Origin of the sequence: Mycolicibacterium sp. 624 (genome assembly GCF_040548615.1) — a bacterium.
In the GTDB taxonomy this organism is placed as follows: domain Bacteria; phylum Actinomycetota; class Actinomycetes; order Mycobacteriales; family Mycobacteriaceae; genus Mycobacterium.
Window position 1 is genome coordinate 467,704 of record NZ_JBEPRZ010000003.1, and the last position, 18,150, is coordinate 485,853.

At 65.5% G+C, this 18,150-nt stretch carries 15 protein-coding genes and 1 pseudogene; 11 read left to right on the forward strand and 5 right to left on the reverse strand.

Annotated features, from left to right (window positions below):
• Positions 1 to 13: 13 nt before the first annotated feature.
• The 5 genes from ABIA65_RS15145 to ABIA65_RS15165 all read left to right on the forward strand — a co-directional run bounded on the left by ABIA65_RS15145 (position 14) and on the right by ABIA65_RS15165 (position 6,110).
• Positions 14 to 1,444, forward strand: a complete 1,431-nt coding sequence (locus ABIA65_RS15145) for an aspartate aminotransferase family protein (RefSeq protein WP_502919573.1) — start codon at positions 14 to 16, stop codon at positions 1,442 to 1,444.
• Positions 1,445 to 1,862: 418 nt separating this feature from the next.
• Complete coding sequence (locus ABIA65_RS15150; protein ID WP_241405393.1) at positions 1,863 to 3,413, forward strand: amino acid permease; 1,551 nt, start codon at positions 1,863 to 1,865, stop codon at positions 3,411 to 3,413.
• Positions 3,414 to 3,463: 50 nt separating this feature from the next.
• The gene (locus ABIA65_RS15155; protein ID WP_354524058.1) at positions 3,464 to 4,489 is read left to right on the forward strand and encodes a phosphotransferase enzyme family protein; all 1,026 of its coding nucleotides are present in this window, start codon (positions 3,464 to 3,466) and stop codon (positions 4,487 to 4,489) included.
• A 59-nt stretch (positions 4,490 to 4,548) separates the two neighbouring features.
• Positions 4,549 to 5,322 (forward strand): GntR family transcriptional regulator, encoded by a 774-nt coding sequence (locus ABIA65_RS15160; RefSeq protein ID WP_354524059.1) that lies wholly within the window; start codon positions 4,549 to 4,551, stop codon positions 5,320 to 5,322.
• Between the two features lie 116 nt (positions 5,323 to 5,438).
• Complete coding sequence (locus tag ABIA65_RS15165) at positions 5,439 to 6,110, forward strand: nitroreductase family protein (protein ID WP_354524060.1); 672 nt, start codon at positions 5,439 to 5,441, stop codon at positions 6,108 to 6,110.
• Positions 6,111 to 6,151: 41 nt separating this feature from the next.
• Here ABIA65_RS15165 and ABIA65_RS15170 read toward each other — a convergent pair.
• Together ABIA65_RS15170 and ABIA65_RS15175 are read right to left on the reverse strand one after the other, a co-directional pair.
• Positions 6,152 to 7,115, reverse strand: a pseudogene (locus ABIA65_RS15170) (agmatine deiminase family protein).
• Positions 7,116 to 7,230: 115 nt separating this feature from the next.
• The gene (locus ABIA65_RS15175; protein WP_354524061.1) at positions 7,231 to 7,953 is read right to left on the reverse strand and encodes an alpha/beta fold hydrolase; all 723 of its coding nucleotides are present in this window, start codon (positions 7,951 to 7,953) and stop codon (positions 7,231 to 7,233) included.
• A 219-nt stretch (positions 7,954 to 8,172) separates the two neighbouring features.
• Between ABIA65_RS15175 and ABIA65_RS15180 the strand changes: the two genes are divergently transcribed.
• The 4 genes from ABIA65_RS15180 to ABIA65_RS15195 all read left to right on the forward strand — a co-directional run bounded on the left by ABIA65_RS15180 (position 8,173) and on the right by ABIA65_RS15195 (position 10,976).
• Positions 8,173 to 8,685 (forward strand): methyltransferase family protein, encoded by a 513-nt coding sequence (locus ABIA65_RS15180; protein WP_354524062.1) that lies wholly within the window; start codon positions 8,173 to 8,175, stop codon positions 8,683 to 8,685.
• 156 nt (positions 8,686 to 8,841) lie between these two features.
• Entirely contained in the window at positions 8,842 to 9,558 is a 717-nt protein-coding gene (locus tag ABIA65_RS15185; RefSeq protein ID WP_354524063.1) for a cutinase family protein, read from the forward strand.
• A gap of 165 nt (positions 9,559 to 9,723) precedes the next feature.
• Positions 9,724 to 10,302: a dihydrofolate reductase family protein gene (locus ABIA65_RS15190; RefSeq protein WP_354524064.1), complete on the forward strand. Its 579-nt coding sequence runs from the start codon at positions 9,724 to 9,726 to the stop codon at positions 10,300 to 10,302.
• Entirely contained in the window at positions 10,299 to 10,976 is a 678-nt protein-coding gene (locus ABIA65_RS15195) for an alpha/beta fold hydrolase (RefSeq protein WP_354524065.1), read from the forward strand. The genes ABIA65_RS15190 and ABIA65_RS15195 overlap by 4 nt, the downstream gene beginning before the upstream one ends.
• 17 nt (positions 10,977 to 10,993) lie before the next feature.
• Here ABIA65_RS15195 and ABIA65_RS15200 read toward each other — a convergent pair whose 3' ends face one another.
• Positions 10,994 to 11,401, reverse strand: coding sequence for a PPOX class F420-dependent oxidoreductase (locus ABIA65_RS15200; protein WP_241405402.1), 408 nt, complete (start codon positions 11,399 to 11,401; stop codon positions 10,994 to 10,996).
• Positions 11,398 to 11,868, reverse strand: coding sequence for a MarR family winged helix-turn-helix transcriptional regulator (locus tag ABIA65_RS15205; RefSeq protein ID WP_354524066.1), 471 nt, complete (start codon positions 11,866 to 11,868; stop codon positions 11,398 to 11,400). The genes ABIA65_RS15200 and ABIA65_RS15205 overlap by 4 nt, the downstream gene beginning before the upstream one ends.
• Positions 11,869 to 12,051: 183 nt before the next feature.
• Between ABIA65_RS15205 and ABIA65_RS15210 the strand changes: the two genes are divergently transcribed.
• Complete coding sequence (locus ABIA65_RS15210; RefSeq protein WP_241405404.1) at positions 12,052 to 12,711, forward strand: class I SAM-dependent methyltransferase; 660 nt, start codon at positions 12,052 to 12,054, stop codon at positions 12,709 to 12,711.
• A gap of 19 nt (positions 12,712 to 12,730) precedes the next feature.
• Here ABIA65_RS15210 and ABIA65_RS15215 read toward each other — a convergent pair whose 3' ends face one another.
• A complete protein-coding gene (locus ABIA65_RS15215; protein WP_354524067.1) occupies positions 12,731 to 15,109 on the reverse strand; it encodes an ATP-binding cassette domain-containing protein in 2,379 nt (792 codons plus the stop codon).
• Positions 15,110 to 15,277: 168 nt separating this feature from the next.
• On the opposite strand from ABIA65_RS15215, the gene ABIA65_RS15220 reads away from it, so the two are divergent.
• Positions 15,278 to 18,070 (forward strand): helix-turn-helix transcriptional regulator, encoded by a 2,793-nt coding sequence (locus ABIA65_RS15220; protein ID WP_354524068.1) that lies wholly within the window; start codon positions 15,278 to 15,280, stop codon positions 18,068 to 18,070.
• Positions 18,071 to 18,150 lie beyond the last annotated feature (80 nt).

Genomic DNA, 18,150 nt, shown 5'->3' on the forward strand with positions numbered 1-18,150 from the left:
ACCTGGTGACCAGATGGGCCTCGATGCCGAGACGAAGGGTCTGGTCGAGAGACGTCAGCGGGTCATGGGTTCTGCCTACAGGCTGTCCTACGAGATGCCGTTTCAGCCGGTTCGTGCGACGGGCACGAAGATCATCGACGTTCACGGCGACGAGTATCTGGACGCCTACAACAACGTGGCGAGCGTCGGGCACAACCACCCGCGCGTCGTCGATGCCGTCACGCGTCAACTGCGGATGATCAACACGAACACTCGGTACCTGCAACGCGACATCATCGAGTACGCCGAGCAGTTGGTGTCCGTTCACGACGACGCGCTCGAGAACGTCATGTTCACCTGTACCGGCTCTGAAGCGAATGACCTCGCGGTGCGCATGGCGCGGCAGACCACGGGCGGGACGGGCGTCATCGTGACGGACTACGCGTACCACGGGTGCACCCGTGACGTGGCGTCGTGGTCTCCCTCGTCAGGTGCGGGCACCGTTCTTGCCCCCGACGTTCGCCTAGTGCCGGCGCCCGACACGTTCCGACAGTCCCATCAGGACATTGCGGAGTGGTTCGCAGGCCACATCCAAGCCGCGATCGACGATCTACGGCGGCACGGCGTCAAACTGGCTGCGTTCGTCGTCGACAGTCTCTTCTCCTCGGACGGCATCTATCCCGACACCGGAGTTCTCGCATCGGCGATCGAGGTCGTCCACAAGGCCGGCGGCCTGTTCATCAGCGATGAGGTCCAGCCGGGATTTGGCCGCACCGGTGCGGCGATGTGGGGGTATCAGCGAAGCAACATCGTTCCCGACATCATCACCATGGGCAAGCCAATGGGCAACGGCATGCCCATCGCCGGTGTCGTCGCCAAGAGGTCGGTCGTGGACACCTTCGGACAGAACGTCGCTTACTTCAACACCTTTGGCGGTGAGAACGCGCCAGTGGCTGCAGCACACGCTGTCCTCGACATCATCCGCGACGAGGATCTCATCACCAACGCTCACGACAAGGGCACACAGCTCCTTGATGGCATGCGCGAGATCCTGGCTCGGAACCACATGCCTGCCGACGTCCGAGGTGCCGGAATGTATCTCGGCGTCGAGTTCGTCGGCAGCCTCGACACCAAGGTCCCCGACCCTCAGACGGCAGCCACGTTCGTCAACGAGCTCCGCAAGCGCAAGGTTCTGACGAGCACGGCCGGACAGTTCGGAAACGTCATCAAGGTCAGGCCTCCCCTTGTCTTCGACCAGTCCGACGTTGATCGATTCCTCGCCGAATTCGATCATGTCGCGCGGTATCTCGGCTCCACCGCACGGGTGCGAGAGCCTGCGGCACGGCGACAGAACTCATCGCCGGGTGTCGCCGCCAGCGGTGGTACCTACGGGCGCGAGGAACTCCGTCGCATGGTGATGGAAGAACTGTGTGAGCTGATCGGCCCGACCAACGGGTCTGCATAGGCGCGATCGACCGCCCCACCCACACCGCTCCCCTGTGTTGACGACCAAATCGTAAGACTGGTTGAACCACCAGCTGGGTTCAGTCCGCCCAATGCCAAAGTCGACGTTCGGCAGCTCGCGCGACGCACCGTTCCTGCGCGCCCTCCCCCCGGCGCTCTTGGCTCCAGCGGCAATAGCGGTTCACTCCCCCAAATCCGTTTCCCACGAGCCATGTTGGCCGCATGGGTGACGTCTGACAAACCCGGCCGCGATTGCCAGGCGCTGCGCACGCAGCTGAGATCACGCCTTCGCTCCACTCCCCCCTAGGGCACTCAGAGTGATGCTTGACACAGCCATCGCCAACCGTTAAGTATTGAGGTCGTTATTTGGTCGGCTATCGGTTGGTCGACCGTCCCCATGACGACTGAGGAGTATCGATATGGCCGATGCGAAGGATCCGCAGGGGGTGACGTACCGCCACGCCGAGCGGGGCTACTTCGAGAAACGCCAGCTTCGTCGATACGCAGGTGTCGGCACGCTCTGGGGCCTGGCGATCGCCACGGTTGTGTCGGGCAACTTCTTCGGGTGGAACTTCGGACTCACCGCCGGAGGGTTCGGCGGAATGCTGGTCGCGGTGGTCGTCGCATTCGCGCTCTACATGACCCTGACGCTGTGCGTGGCCGAGATGTCATCGGCGATGCCCCACACCGGCGGCGCGTATAGCTTCGGTCGCTCGGCAATGGGTCCGTGGGGCGGCTTCATCACCGGTGTCGCCGAGACGATCGTCTATGTCGGTGCGTCGGCAACCGTGGTGGTGGGGATCGGCGGGTATGTCTCCGGAATCGCAGAGTCCACAGTCGGACTGCATCTCCCCCAACCCGTGTGGTGGCTGATCTTCTACGGGATCTTCGTATTGATCAACATCGCCGGTGTCGAGCAGGCCATGCGGTTCGCGTTGGGGATGGCGCTGGTGTCACTGACAGTCCTGGCCGTGTTCTGGATCGGCGCCATCCCCCATTTCGACCTGCAGAACGCGCTCAGCGTCGCGGTCCACCCTGGCGGCAACGCATGGTTCCCGAACGGCATCGAAGGCGTGTTCTTCGCGATTCCCTTCGCTGCGTGGCTGTTTCTGGCGATCGAGAGCCTTCCTCTGACTGCCGAGGAAGCGAATGTCCCCGGCCGAGCAATCCCCCGCGCCACCATGCTTGGCATGCTCACGCTGACCGTCATGGCGGTTCTCACCGTCACCCTGAGCGCCGGTACCGCTCCGGGCGCAGCCGTCGTCGGCGAGTCAGCCGAACCGCTCAACGAGGGTTTCACCACCATCTTCGGGTCGGTCGCAGCTCCCGTTCTGGCGTTGCTCGCTGTGATCGGCCTGATCTCGAGTTTTCACGGCGTCATCTTCGCCTTTGGGCGCAACATCTACTCGCTCTCACGTGCTGGCTACTACCCGACCGTGCTGTCGGTGACGCACGGCAAGCGGCACACACCGCACGCCGGGTTGATCGCGGGTTCGGTGGTCGGCTATGGGCTGGCCGCACTGCTGTACTACTTCGGGAGCGGATCAGTGGGCGCCGCACTGCTGTCCATGTCGGTGTTCGGCGCAGTGATTGCCTATGTCATGCAGGCGATCTCGTTCATCCTGCTGCGTAGGGCGATGCCCAATGTGGAGCGGCCGTTCGTAAGCCGGCTGGGCATGCCTGGCGCCGTCGTGTCGTGCGTCCTTGCTCTCATGATGGGCATCGCGCTGTTCTGGAACCCGGCCAACCGCGCGGGAGTGGTCGGCATTGCGATTGCCTATCTGCTGGCGGTCCTGTACTTCGCCCTGGTGGGTCGCAAGCGCCTAGTCCTCTCGCCTGAAGAGCAGTACGCGATGACACGGGGCCAGGTCGATCATGACGCCGCGCGGGTGGAGCGCGCCTTGCACATCGATGGCGACGCCGATCAAGCTGCCGAACCGCGAACCGTGGTCGCAGACCCTCTGCCGTAGCGACGATGAGTTCGAGAGAAGTTCTACAGTCTCCGAAAGGAATGCAGGGAATGAGTGCCACGAACACAGAACCCAGCCAGCAGAGCATCGCTGGCCTGGCTCGCATCGGCGAGGATGTCTTCGCCGAATGCGCACTGACCGCCTACGAGCTCCCGTCTTCAGCGCACACCCGACTCATCAGCACCTCCGAGAACGCCACGTTCCTGGTTGAGGATGGACGCCCTGTTGGCGTGCTCCGGGTTTATCGCCACGACAACCAGAGCGTTGATGCGATCAGATCGGAGCTCGCATGGATCGATGTCCTCCGGAGTGGGGACGTCGTGCGCACGCCTGCGATCCAACGCACCCGCACCGGCGAGGCATTCCATCTTGTCGAGGCCGGAGGCGTCACCCGGGCTTGTGCGCTGTTCGAGCACGTCGAGGGCACCGAGCCTGTATCCGACGACCTGCGAACCTATGCACTCGTAGGCCGCACAGCCGCCCTGCTGCACAGGCACGTCGAGGGTTGGGCTCGGCCATCGTGGTTCACCCGACCTCATTGGGATCTTGAAGGCGTCCTGGGGCCGCAGGCAATCTGGGGTCAGTGGGCACATGGCCCGGAGGTCAATCCAGAACGCGCTGCGTTGCTCCGTCGTGCCGAATCCGAGGTCCGACGCAACCTCGCGACGTACCCGGCCGACTCCCACGGCGGGCTCGTGCACTGTGACTTGCGGGCTGCCAACCTTCTCAAGGGCCCTGACGATGAAGTCTGGGTTATCGACTTCGACGACTCCGGATTCAGTTGGTATCTCTGGGATCTGTGCAGTTCGACCACACTCATCGAGCACCTGCCCCACGTCGACCAGGTCGTCGAAGCCTGGCTGGGCGGATACACCCAGGAGCGGGCGTTGGGCGCCGAGGATCTTGCGGCAATCCCGCACCTCGTCTTTCTCCGACGGCTGCACCTGCTGGCCTGGCTCGGCAGCCATCCCGAAGCCGACCTGGCTCATGAGTTGGGCGACTCGTACACGATCGCCACATGCGAGGTTGCAGATCGATACCTGTCGGGCGCCTTCCTGGGAAATGTGCGCCCATGATCCGACCATTTCAGTGACCGATTCGCTAGTGTCGTACAACGGACTCGGGAGGTGCAGCAATGTCAGCGCGGACATCCACAGCGGACACTGGCGGTAATGACGGTGCTGTTGCGGATCTGGCAGCAGAGGTCAGAGCGGCCATCGGCGACGGCGGCTTGGAGCCCGGCACCCGAATCGGTGCCGAGCGTGAACTCGCCGCCCGCTACGGCGTGACACGATGGGTGGTTCGCAAGGCGCTCGAGGAGTTGGAGTCCGAGAGTTTGATTCTGCGCACACACGGCCGAAATGGCGGCGTCTTCGTGGCGCCGCGCAAGCTGGTGCGCGACCTCGACCACCTCGTTGGGCTACCTGAATACCTACGGGCACAGGGCCTCGAGACCGGCACGACGGTCTTGGGCACACGCGTGGTGCGCGCAGAAGGTGAGGTCGCCCATGAGCTTCAGGTGACCGACGACGCTCATCTCTATGAGATCGAGCGGGCCCGCTTCGCTGCAGGTCTGCCGTTGAGCGTCGAGACTGTGTTCGTCTCCGCCGAGATGTTCCCGGGCCTACTTGATCAGTCCCTCGTCGGCTCACTCTACGACCTTCTCGAGTCCCGCTACGAGATAAAGCGTGGAATGGCAACGGAAACCATCACTGCTGCGGCTGCCGACGCCAGGCAGGCTGCCACACTCGAGTTGCCGGTAGGCGCACCGTTGCTCGTCGTGCGACGCACCGCTCTGCTCGAGTCCGGAGAGCCGTTCGAACACAGCTTGGAGTACTACCGATTCGACCGCATGTCGATCACGGTCCACACCTCCAGTCCCGCACACATCAAACGACAGATCCTCTGAGGCTCATATAGCTCGCTGGCGTGATGGCCGGTGAGCGCACTCGTCAGGCATGAAGGCGCGTCGTCTCGGCCGCGCAAAGGCTCGACATCCCAGCGGGTGTCGAGTACACCAATGACATGCCTCATCCGACCAATGACGTCTGGGAAGCACTCTCCACCGCGCGATCGATCCGCCGGTTCACCGACGAACCCGTCGACGCCAAGACACTCGAACGCTGCCTCGAAGCAGCGACGTGGGCGCCAAACGGGGCGAATGCACAACTTTGGCGCTTCATCGTCCTCGACGCGCCCGAGCAGCGGAGCGCCGTCGCCACAGCAGCAGGGAAGGCGCTCGAGACCATCGAGACGATTTACGGGATGAGCAGGCCCGCCGACGACGATCAGGGGCGAGCTGCGCGCAACAACCGCGCCACCTACGAATTGCACGATCGCGCCGGCGAGTACACCTCAGTCCTGTTCACCGCGTTCAAGACTGGGTTCGCCTCCGAGTACCTACAGGCGGGGTCCATCTACCCGGCGATGCAGAACTTTCATCTCGCGGCGCGAGCCCAGGGCCTGGGGGCTTGCTTCACGAGCTGGGCGTCCTATGACGGCGAGCAGGTGCTCCGCGAGGCGGTTGGCGTTCCCGACGAGTGGTTCCTCGCGGGACATGTTGTCGTCGGCTGGCCCCGTGGCCGCCACGGTCCGGTTCGTCGGCGGCCCATCGCAGACGTGGTGTTCCGCAATCGATGGGACCCCGAACGAGCCGATATCGTCCATGGCGGAGGCGCCCGTCCTCGACGCAGCTGACCGGAGGCACCGCGGCCGATCCAAACTGAGGCATTACCGGCTTAGTCGGCCGGCTCCTGTTGGGTGGTGCAGTGGATACCACCGCCGCCGGCCGCGATGCCGTCGATGTTTATCTGCACAACCCGGCGATCCGGGAAGAGCCGCTGCAGTTCGTGATTGGCCGCGTGATCGGTCTCCGGGTCGCCGAACTCGGCGGCGATCACGGCGCCGTTGCAGACGTAGAAGTTGATGTAGCCGGCGGCGAAGTCATCCGATTCGTACTCCGGCCGGACACGGCCGGGCGCTTCGAGGACGACGACCTCGAGCGGGCGCCCCTTGGCGTCCGTCGCCGACTTGAGGAGGTCGAGATGGCGCACCGTCACGTCGTAATCCCACGATTCGGGGTCCGGGTCCAATCCGGCGACGACCACGCCGGGCCGAGCGAAACGCGCATAGAAGTCGGTGTGGCCGTCGGTGATGTCCCGGCCCGCAATGCCGGGCAGCCAGATGATCTTGTCGAGTCCCAGCAGCGGCCCCAACTCGGCCTCGACATCGGCCTTCGACCATCCCGGATTGCGGTTGGGGTTGAGGACACAACTCTCGGTGATCAGCGCGGTACCCTCGCCATCCACCTCGATGCCACCGCCCTCGAGCACGAGATCGGTGGGCAACGATTCCACGCCCGCGCGAGCGGCGACGAAGTCAGCGACCCCGGCATCGTGATCGAAGTCCTCCGAGCGGACCAGCATCGAGACCGGCTCGAACTGTGCGATCGTCCGCGCAATGGTCGCCAGATTGCGGCGAACCTCGGGAAGCAGCGCCGCACCCCAAATCGTTTCGCTCGCACCGAAAGCCATCCAGGTCCGCTTGTGCGGATCCCCCTCCTCCGGCATCCGCCAGGGTCCGCTGATCTTCGCCGCCGTCACCACGCGGTGGCTGATCCGACGGCCCGCGGCCAGCGCACCCTGCCGCCAGCAGTGCGCGGGCCGCGGCAACACCCGACAGCAGGATCCTTCGCCTGATCACCACGTCGATCTCCTCGCTGTTCCACCGCAAGCGATGCAGCCCTGACAAATTATGGAGCCGGACGGCCGACCGATGGCCCGTTAGCGCCCACGCTGCACCCCTGTCGGCCCTGGCCTCACGTCAGGTGCCGGGTGAAGAAGCGGGCCGCGTCGTCCCCCGCGAACTGCGGGACACCGGTGTGCCCGCCCATGTTGGCGTGCAGCGTCTTCTCCTGCGAGCCGAAGGCGTCGAACAGGTCCAGTGCCAGCTGCCGGTCGTTTCCCTCGTCGTCCCACTGCAGCAGGACGTGCAGCGGAATCGTCACCTGGCGGGCCTCGTCGAACATGGACCGGGGCACGAAACTCCCGGCGAAGAGGCCGGCGGCCGTGATGCGCGATTCGACCACCAGCAGCCGGACGCCGATGGCGATCACCCCGCCCGAGTATCCGATCGGACCGCTGACCTCGGGCAGTGACAGGAGCGCGTCGATGGTCGACTGCCATTCCGGGACCGCCTTCTCGACCAAGGGGATGACAAGCCGGTCGACGATCTCGTCGACCGGCTCCCCCGCCGCCAGCGCCCGATGCAGATCGGCGCGGGCCCGCTCTGCGTCGGCCGATCGGGGGCGGTCACCGCTCCCAGGGAGCTCGATGGTGGCTGCGGCGATGCCGTTGGTCGATAACTGCCGGGCTCGGCCCGCAAGCCGTGGGTACATCCTGCGCAGTCCACCGGGGTGGCCGAGCAGGACCAGCGGCGCTGGCGAGGATGCTGGCGTCCACAGGATGCCTGGGACACCGCCGAGGGTGAACTCGCGTTCGAGGCTGCCGCCATCGAGGCGTTGACTAGAAGTGAAGTGCATGGTCGTGCCTTTCGGGAGAGCTCGTTGAACGGCGCTCCCGGACGACCTATCGCCCGACCGTGTCCCCGAGGAGGAGCACCCACGTCGATACGTTCACGGGTACCACCTCCTCGTTCACTTGCACGGTCACGGGAAAGTAGCAGCGATCGCCATTGGCTGCCAACCGATTTTTTCAACATGGAGCAGACTGGATTACCCGACCGGACGGGAGAACAGTCAATGCGACGACTACCAGCCGCAGTCGGCTCGGCCGTGTTCTTTGTGGTGGCACCGGGCACCGTGGTGGGTCTGCTGCCCTGGCTGATCACCGATTGGGACATTCCGACGGCCGGCCCGCTGTGGCGCATCGTTCAGATCGTCGGCGCGCTGCTGATCGTGATCGGGCTGATCCCACCGGTGCATGCGTTCATCGAGTTCACGAAGGCGGGCGGCACGCCGGCGCCGATCACTCCGACCGAACACCTGGTGGTCACCGGATTCAACCGATGGGTCCGCAACCCGATGTACGTCGGGCTACTCACGGCCATCGTCGGCCAGGCATTGCTGTTCACCAATGCCTGGCTGCTGCTGTATGCCGCGGCGGGATGGATCGTGACGGCGTCATTTGTGCACTGGTACGAAGAACCGACGCTGGTTCGGCAGTGCGGCGAAGAGTACGAGGAGTATCGCCGCAATGTGCCGGCCTGGATACCACGCCGGCACCCGTGGGCGTCTGCCGCTGCGCCGAGATGAGGCCGCGGAGGTCATCGACGTTTCCGCCGCCCGCGACCGGTTTTAGCCCGACGAACCATCGATCCACCTACGCTGATCAATGTTGCCTCGGCAACGAGCCGATCGGTGCGTGGGGTGACAACCGGCCGCGCATGAGCTTCTCCTGGGGAGGCAGAAGTGATCTCTGGTCCGCCGACCGTCCACCGCCTGGTCGTGGCGATTGTCCTAACCGTGGCAGGTCTGTCCGCGGTGGCCCCGACTGGCACCGCACAACCGTGCCCGGACATCGGCGTTGCGTTCGCGAGAGGCACCGGAGAGCAGCCCGGACTCGGAGCGGTAGGTCAGCGATTCATCGACTCCCTTCGGGCGCAGGCATTCCCTCGCACCGTCGGCGGGTATGGAGTCAACTATCCCGCCAGCAGCAATTTCACCGACGGTCAGGCGTTCACGATGAACGTCGTAGACGGCGTGCGAGATGAAGCCAACCACGTGCAGGGCGTCACGTCGGTGTGCCCACAGACCCGGATGATCCTCGGTGGGTACTCGCAGGGAGCCGTCGTCACGGCCTTCGTCACGTCAGGTCTGCCCGCTGGGCTGGCGGCCGGGTCTGCGCCCTCGATATCGGCCGACGCTGCCGAACACGTCGATGCTGTGGTGCTTTTCGGGACACCGGCGGGCCAATCGCTGGTGAAGTATGGCGCACCGGCAGTCGATGTCGGACCGATGTACACCGCAAAGTCTCTTGAGTTCTGCGCCCCCGGTGACAATGTCTGCTCGGGCGATCCAGTGCCCGGCATCAACGGCGCGCACGGGCAGTACGCGGTCAACGGGATGGTTGATCAGGCCGCAGCGTTTGCGGTCAGCCGACTGACCCAACCACCGGCACCCATGTAGTGAGCGCCGCCGGTGGCCGGGCGTCGCCGAGATGTCGCCCGGCGCCCACCATTTCGCCAGCAGCGGTCCTCCTCGGCGATCTGTCGCTCGCGCATCGATGAGGATTTGAACAATCTCCCGTGTGGCGTCGCGATGAGTTTCGCTCTCCGGTGCAGTCTGATCTGTATGGGCAAACTCATCTATGGCTTCAACGTGTCGGTGGACGGGTACATCGCCGACGCACAAGGCAACATCGACTGGTCCGACCCGAGCGAGGAACTGCACCAGTACTGGAACGACTTCGAGCGGGACACCGCGCTGTCGTTCTACGGCCGGCGGCTCTACGAACTGATGTCCGCGTACTGGCCGACCGCCGACAAGGCTCCGGACGCCACCCCTATGATCGTCGACTACGCCCGCGTCTGGTGCGAGATGCCCAAGGTCGTGTTCTCGCGCACCCTGGAGTCCGTCGACTGGAACTCCCGCCTGGAACGCGGCGACCCGGTCGAGGTGGTGACGAAGCTGAAAGCCGAAACCGACGGCAACCTCGAGGTGGCCGGTGCGACGCTGGCCGCACCGATCGTGCAGGCCGGACTGGTGGATGAGTACCGGATGGTGGTCGCGCCCACCGCCGTGGGCGGCGGCACCCCGTTCTTCCCGACCCTGCCGTCATGGATCTCGCTGCGACTGTTGGAGAACCGCACCTTCCCGTGCGGCACGGTCCTGCTGCGTTACGCGTCGAAACACGGGAGCGCTACTAGATGACGACCTTCCTGCTGGTCCCCGGCGGCGGTTCCGACCCCTCGTACTGGCGGTTCCTCGTGGCCGAGTTGGCCCATCGTGGGCACCGCGGCATCGCCGTTGACCTTCCCTGCGAGGACGATTCGGCTGACCTCAACGACTACGCCGATGCCGTCGCCAGCCAGCACCACAGCGATGACCCGCGGCCTGTCGTCGTCGCCCATTCCTTTGGCGGCTTCACCGGAGCGCTCGCCTGCTCGCGGGTCAATGCGTCTGCACTGATCTACGTCTCGGCGATGCTCCCCCGCCCCGGCGAACGTCCGGGCGACTGGTGGAGTGCCACCGGGTGCGACGACGCACAACGCGCCGCCGCCGCGGTGGGCGGATACGACCCCGACGACATGGACGCAGTGTTCTACAACGGTGTTGACGCCGCGGTGATTGCCGAACAGGTCGAACGCGCTCAGTCAGACACGCCTTCGCTGAAACCGTGGCCTGCGGCAGCACTCCCCCAGCTCCCGACGAGCTTCGTGCTCTTCCGTGACGACCGTTTCTTCCCGGAGGAGTTCATGCGCGGGGTCGTCGCCGACCGGCTCGGGATCGAACCCATGACGACCCCCGGCGGGCACATGGCCATGCTGTCGCATCCGGCCGAGCTTGCCGACCGACTCGTCGCCGCGGCCGCACCACACGGCTAGGTGATCGCGGGGTTGTCCTAGCTGGCCGAACCCTCGAAGTCCCGTGCCGTGGTCGCATCGCCATCCAGGCCCCACGCCACCACTCGTCGCGGCGTGATCCGGACGATGTCACCCGATAGGCCGCCCTCGGTGGTGCCCTCCCCCGGCAGCACCGTCCCCACACCCCGTATCTCGATGCCGTGCGCCTTCGGAGGCTTCACGGAGATCACGTTGTCGACGATGAACGCCACCCGCGGGTTGCGAATCACGTTGCGCCACTTCTGAGTGTTCGCCAGGGCGTGCCCGACGATGTCGATGGTCGCGCCGTCTGGGCCGAGGTGGACCCCGACCGGTCGAATCTGCGGGTCACCCGCCGGTCCGATCGTGCACAGCCGTCCGATGGGCTGCTCGCGCAGGTAGGCCAGTTCAGCGGGCGTGAACGTCATGATGATCCCCTCATCTCGTCTGATTTCTCCTGATCACGCAGTCTGGTGAAAATCCGTTCAATACAGTGCAGTTCGTCTTCCTCGAGGTGATCGAGGAACAACTCCTTCACCGATTCCGCGTGGTGGGGCGCCGCCTGCCGAAGCGTCTCCACGCCGGTGGCGGTGAGCACCGCACGGTAGCCGCGACCGTCCTCGGGGGCCGGCTCGCGGACAACGAGCCCGCGCTTGGCCATCGAGTCGATCTGATAGGTGATCCGACTGCGAGAGAACACCATGCGGTCAGCGAGCTCACTCATGCGCAACCGATGCTGCGGGGCGCTGGAAAGCACCATCAGGAGGTGATAGTCGATCAGGGACAGTCCCGCACTGGCACGAAGGCGCTCGTCAAGCCTGGTCTCCAGTCGCAGGCTGCCCTCAATGAACGGACCCCAGGCCCGCTCCTCTGCCGCAGATAGTCTTCCGGCCACCCGGGGCCACCCCCTTCTCAGACGGATGATTTAAATTTGAAGTCTATCCCATTCGGACGTTCCCTGCTCAGCCACTCTCGTTGGGAATAGCACGTAACGTGCGCTTCGTTAATGTAGTTTGAAACTGAACGATCTAGCCAAGCGGCCGCCCGGCGGAAGCGTCAGAGAATAGGAAAACGCGCAATGACACACAGCATCGACTGGGACCTCGCATACCGCCAGGAGCAGGCACCGGCCTGGAATATCGGCGAGCCGCAGCCCGAGTACCGCGCGATTATCGATCAGGAGGGCGCCGTGCGCGGCGAGGTTCTCGACGCGGGATGCGGGTACGCCGAGCTGGGCTTGGCGCTGGCAGCGCGCGGCCACACGGTGACCGGAATCGACCTGACGCCCACGGCGGTGGCGGCAGCCACCGCGACCGCGCAGGCGCGTGGTCTGACCAACGCGACGTTCATCGAGGCCGACATCACCTCGTTCACGGGATTCGACGGCCGCTTCTCCACCATCTTCGACAGCGGACTCCTGCACGCGCTGCCCGCCGAGCTGCGCGATGGCTACCTGCGTTCCGTGCACCGCGCGGCCGCTCCGGGCGCGTCGTTCTACATCCTGGCCTTCGGCGCTGGCGCGTTCGGTGACCACGACGGACCCGGGCCCACCCAGTTCACTGAGGATGTGCTGCGCGAGGAGATTTCGCAGCACTGGCAGATCGACGAGATCCGGCCCGCCAAGCTCTATGCCACTAGCGCACAGCTGTCAGGCGGATCCACGGCACCGGATACCGGGGCCGACGAGCAGGCGCACACACCGCTTCCGGCCTTCCTGGTAATCGCGCACAAGGGGTGACGTCGCACGACGCGCGGCATCAGGTGCCCACATAGGCCGCCAGGTGTTCGCCCGTAAGCGTCGAGCCATCGGCGATGAGGTCGGCGGGTGTTCCCTCGAACACTATGCGGCCCCCGTCGTGGCCGGCGCCCGGGCCGAGGTCGATGATCCAGTCGGCGTGCGCCATCACCGCCTGGTGGTGCTCGATGACGATCACCGACTTGCCGGAGTCGACGAGCCGGTCGAGTAGGCCGAGGAGGTGCTCGACGTCAGCGAGATGCAGGCCCGACGTCGGCTCGTCGAGGATGTAGACCTCACCGCTGTCCCCCATGTGGCTGGCCAGCTTGAGCCGTTGCCGCTCACCACCGGACAGCGTGGTGAGCGGCTGGCCGAGCGTGAGGTAGCCCAGCCCGACGTCGTCGAGGCGGGCGAGGATCTTGTGCGCGGCGGGCACTTTCGCGTCACCGTCGGAGAAGAACTCCACCGCCTCGGCCACGGGCATCGCGAGAACCTCGCTGATATCGCGTCCACCGAACTGGTACTCCAGTACCGAGGAGTCGAACCGCTTTCCCTCGCACTCCTCACAGGGGTTGGCGACGCCAGCCATGATCGCGAGATCCAGGTAGATGACGCCTGCACCCTTGCAGACCGGGCAGGCGCCCTCGGAGTTCGCGCTGAAGAGAGCGGGCTTCACGCCGTTGGCCTTCGCGAACGCCTTGCGGATCGGTTCGAGTAATCCCGTGTACGTTGCCGGATTGCTTCTCCGCGAGCCACGGATCGGTGCCTGATCGATCGCCACCACCGCGTCTTTTCCGGCCACCGAACCGTGGATCAGTGAACTCTTACCCGAACCCGCCACTCCGGTCACGACCACCAGCACGCCGAGCGGGATGTCGACGTCCACGTCCTGCAGGTTGTGGGTGTTCGCGCCCCGTACCTTCAACATCTCCGACGATTTCCGCACCGTCTCCTTCAGCGCGGCGCGATCGTCGAGATGGCGGCCGGTGAGGGTGTCGCTCTTTCGCAGTTGATCGACGGTGCCCTCGAACACCACCTGCCCACCGGCCGTGCCGGCGCCCGGTCCCAGGTCGACGACGTGATCGGCGATCGCGATGGCCTCGGGCTTGTGCTCGACGACCAGCACGGTGTTGCCCTTGTCGCGCAACCGCAGCAGCAGGTCGTTCATCCGCGCGATGTCGTGTGGGTGCAGCCCGATCGTCGGCTCGTCGAACACGTAGGTCACATCGGTCAGCGATGATCCGAGGTGGCGAATCATCTTGACCCGCTGCGACTCTCCACCCGACAGCGTGCCCGCCGGCCGGTCGAGGGACAGGTAGCCCAGGCCGATGTCGACGAATGAGTCGAGCGTGTGGCGCAACGCCTTGAGCAAGGGCCCAACCGAGGGCTCATCCAACTCCGTGACCCACTGCGCAAGGTCGCTGATCTGCATGGCGCTGGCATCGGCGATGTTGATCTCGTTGATCTTCGACGAACGGGCCGCCTCCGACAGCCGGGTGCCGTCGCATTCCGGGCAGGTCGTGAACGTCACCGCGCGCTCGACAAACGTGCGGATGTGCGGTTGCATCGCGTCGACGTCCTTGGACAGGAACGACTTCTGGATCTGCGGGATCAAGCCCGCGTATGTCAGGTTGATACCGTCGACCTTGATCTTGGTCGGCTCCTTGTACAGGAGCGCATCCAGTTCCTTCTTGATGAACTTGCGGATCGGCTTGTCCGGGTCAAAGAAGCCGCAGCCGTTGTAGATTCGGCCGTACCAACCCTCCATGCTGTAGCCCGGAATCGTGAGCGCACCCTCGTTGAGCGACTTGGCGTCGTCATACAGCGCGGACAGATCGATGTCGTTGACCGAGCCACGGCCCTCACACCGCGGACACATGCCGCCGGTGAGGCTGAACTCGCGCCGCTCCTTGACGGTCCTGCCACCACGTTCGATCGTGACCGCGCCCGCGCCGCTGATCGACGCGACGTTGAACGAGAACGCCTGGGGCGAACCGATATGCGGGGTGCCCAGCCGGCTGAAGAGGATCCGCAGCATGGCGCCGGTATCGGTTGCGGTGCCGACCGTGGACCGAGGATCTGCACCCATGCGTTGCTGGTCGACGATGATCGCCGTCGTCAACCCCTCGAGAACGTCGACGTCGGGGCGCGCCAACGTCGGCATGAATCCCTGTACGAATGCACTGTAGGTCTCATTGATCAGCCGCTGTGACTCCGCGGCGATCGTGCTGAACACCAGTGAGCTCTTCCCCGACCCGGAGACGCCGGTGAACACTGTCAGCCGCCGCTTCGGAAGTTCGAGGTCGACGTCCTTGAGGTTGTTCTCGCGGGCGCCAGTCACGCGAATCAGGTCATGGCTGTCCGCATTCGGCGGGGTCTGTTGCCGCTTGGCCGCGCTCATCGTGTTGTTCCTCCTGGAGTCAGCACACCGATGTCCCCACGCTAGGCGACGCCCCGGACAGCCGGATCACAGTGCACCGCGCGACTGGATATCATCTCTCGAGAGCGTGACAAATAGCGTTGTCACGACAATTTTCTGGGTTTCCCAAGAGCGGACGCGGGGGTGCTGATGGCGGCCAATCGGCCCAGGCAGCCACTGCAGGGGCGCGCCCGTGAGTGCGCGGTACTCCGCGACCTGCTGACCGGCGTCAAAGACGGCAGCGGCCAGGTGCTGTTACTCCGCGGCGAGGCGGGCGTTGGCAAGACCGCACTGCTCGAGTACGCCGTGGAGCAGTCGGCGGGCTTCCGGATCTCCCGGGTGGCCGGTGTGGAGTCCGATATGGAGCTGGCGTTCGCCGGCCTGCAGCAACTGTGTGCACCGCTGATGGACCACATCGATGAAATCCCGGAACCGCAGCGAGAGGCGCTCGCGGTGGCGTTCGGCCGTGGCGTCGGTCCCACCCCGGAACGATTCCTGGTGGGGTTGGCGGTACTGAGTCTGATGGCAGTCGCCGCCAGTCACCAGCCGCTGCTCTTCGTGATCGACGACGTCCAGTGGCTCGACGAGGTGTCGGTGCAGACCCTCGGGTTCGTCGCGCGGCGGCTCCTGGCTGAGCCGATCGCCCTGGTGTTCGCGATACGCGACAGCGGTGCCGACGTCCTGACTGGTCTGCCCGAACTGCTGATCGAAGGCCTGTCCGACAGCGATGCCCGGAAGCTGCTGGACTCGGTGGTGGTGGGACGCCTCGACGAGCGAGTGCGCGACCGAATCGTCGCCGAGACGCGAGGGATTCCGCTGGCCGTGCTGGAGGTTCCTCGTAACGTCTCGGCGTCGGAACTGGCAGGCGGGTTCGGCAACACCGGCACTCGCCCGTCCGCGGGACAGATCGAGGAGAGCTTCATCCGGCGCATCCGGTCGCTGCCCGCGGCGACTCGACTGTTGGTGCTCGCCGCGGCGGCCGAGCCGTTGGGCGATGCTGCCCTCTTTCTCCGCGCGGCCGAGCAACTGGGTATTCCGGTCGACGCCCTGGCGCCAGCCGAAGCCGCGGGAGTGATTGAGTTCGGTCCACGCATGCGCTTTCACCACCCACTGGTGCGTTCAGCCGCCTACCGCGCCGCCGATGTTGCCGACCGCCGCGCCATACATCACGCACTGGCCCAGGCCACTGATCCTGAACTGGACCCCGACCGTCGAGCATGGCACTCCGCCAACGCAGCGGCAGGCCCCGACGATGCCGTGGCCGCCGACCTGGAGATCTCGGCCGGCCGGGCTCAGGTCAGGGGCGGCGTCGCTGCGGCGGCCGCCTTCTTGGAGCGCGCGGCCATACTGACCGCGGACCCGGCGCTGCGTGGTTCCCGCGCAATCGCTGCCGCACAGGCCAAACGCGACGCGGCCGCTTCAGAGGCGGCCTACGAACTCCTTGCCATGGCAGAACTGGGACCCCTGACCGACCATCAGCGAGGACAGGTGGCGCGATTGCGCGCCCAGATCAACTTCGTCCGTAGCCGCGGCAGCGGCGACACAGGGCCGCGACTCAGCGACGCCGTATCGCAACTGGTCGCTGCCGCCAGGCAGCTGGAGACCCTCGACGGCGACCTCGCCAGGGAGACCTATGTCGAGGCGCTCGCCGCCGCCATGTACTCCGCCCGATGCGGGCACCCGGCTGCGCTCACAGAGGTCGCCGAAGCGGCCCTGGCCGCGGTACAGCGAGTCTCGCAGCTGCAACGGCCGATCGATTTCCTGTTGAGCGGTATGGCAAGTCGGATCACCGGCGGTGCGAGCGCCGGCGCCGACCACCTGCGCACCGCGTTGGAACTCTGGTGCACCCACGCCGAGCATAACGATGGGCAGGCGCTGGGCTGGATCACACTGGCCTTCCCCATCACTCAGGAGACCGCCGCCGACGAACTGTGGGACGACGAGATCACGCATCGACTAGCCACGGCCATGGTGGGCTACGCACGTGAGGCCGGCGCACTGGCGGTACTGCCGCCCGCGCTCACCTATCGGGCCGGGGTTCACGTTCTGGCAGGTGAGTTCGCCACGGCGGCAACGCTCCTCGAGGAGGCTGACTCGATAAGCCTGGCAACCGGCAATACGCCGGTGCGCTACCACTCACTGATGATCGCGGCGTGGCGAGGCGCCCCGGATGACGCGCTTCGTTTGATCGAGGCCGCCTCCGCGGACGGAGCCGAAAGGGGTGAGGGTCGGTTGCTCGGCGTGGCCGACTACGCCACGGCCGCACTGTTCAACGGTCTCGGTCGGTACGACGAGGCCTTCGCCGCCGCCCGAAAGGCTTGTGAGCACGAAGATCTCGGGTTCTACAGCTGGTGTCTCTTCGAGCTCATCGAGGCTGCCTCCCGCAGCGGCCAGCAGGACACCTCCACGCAGGCGCTGCGCCTGTTCGAGGAGCGCGCAGGTGCGAGCGGAACCGACTGGGGTCTCGGCGCGCTGGCCAATGCACAGGCACTACTGGCCGATAACGAAGCCGCGGACGCCCTGTTCACCGAGGCCATTGAGCGCTTCGAGCGCACCCACGTCGTGCTGCATCTGGCTCGTGCCCGGTTGAACTACGGTGAGTGGCTGCGCCGCGTGAACCGACGTCTCGACGCTCGTCAGCAGCTCAACAGCGCCTACGAGGACTTCACCCGAATGGGCGCGCAGGGCTACGCCGAACGCACTCGCCGAGAGCTGATCGCCACTGGTGAGAAGGTGCGCAAACAGCAAGTCGGCTCGGGTGACGAGCTGACGGCGCAGGAGGCCCAAATCGCACGGCTGGCGGCAGCGGGGTTCACCAATCAGGAGATCGGCGCGCAGCTCTTCATCAGCACGCACACCGTCGAGTGGCACCTGAGAAAGGTGTTCGTGAAGCTCGGCATCACCTCGCGCAGGCAGCTTCGCTCCGTCCAGTGGGCGAGCTGAACACCCGCGCCCGCTCACCCTGGCCCGCTTGATCTTGACTACGGACTTTCAAGGGTCCGCTACGGCCACCCAACCGACAG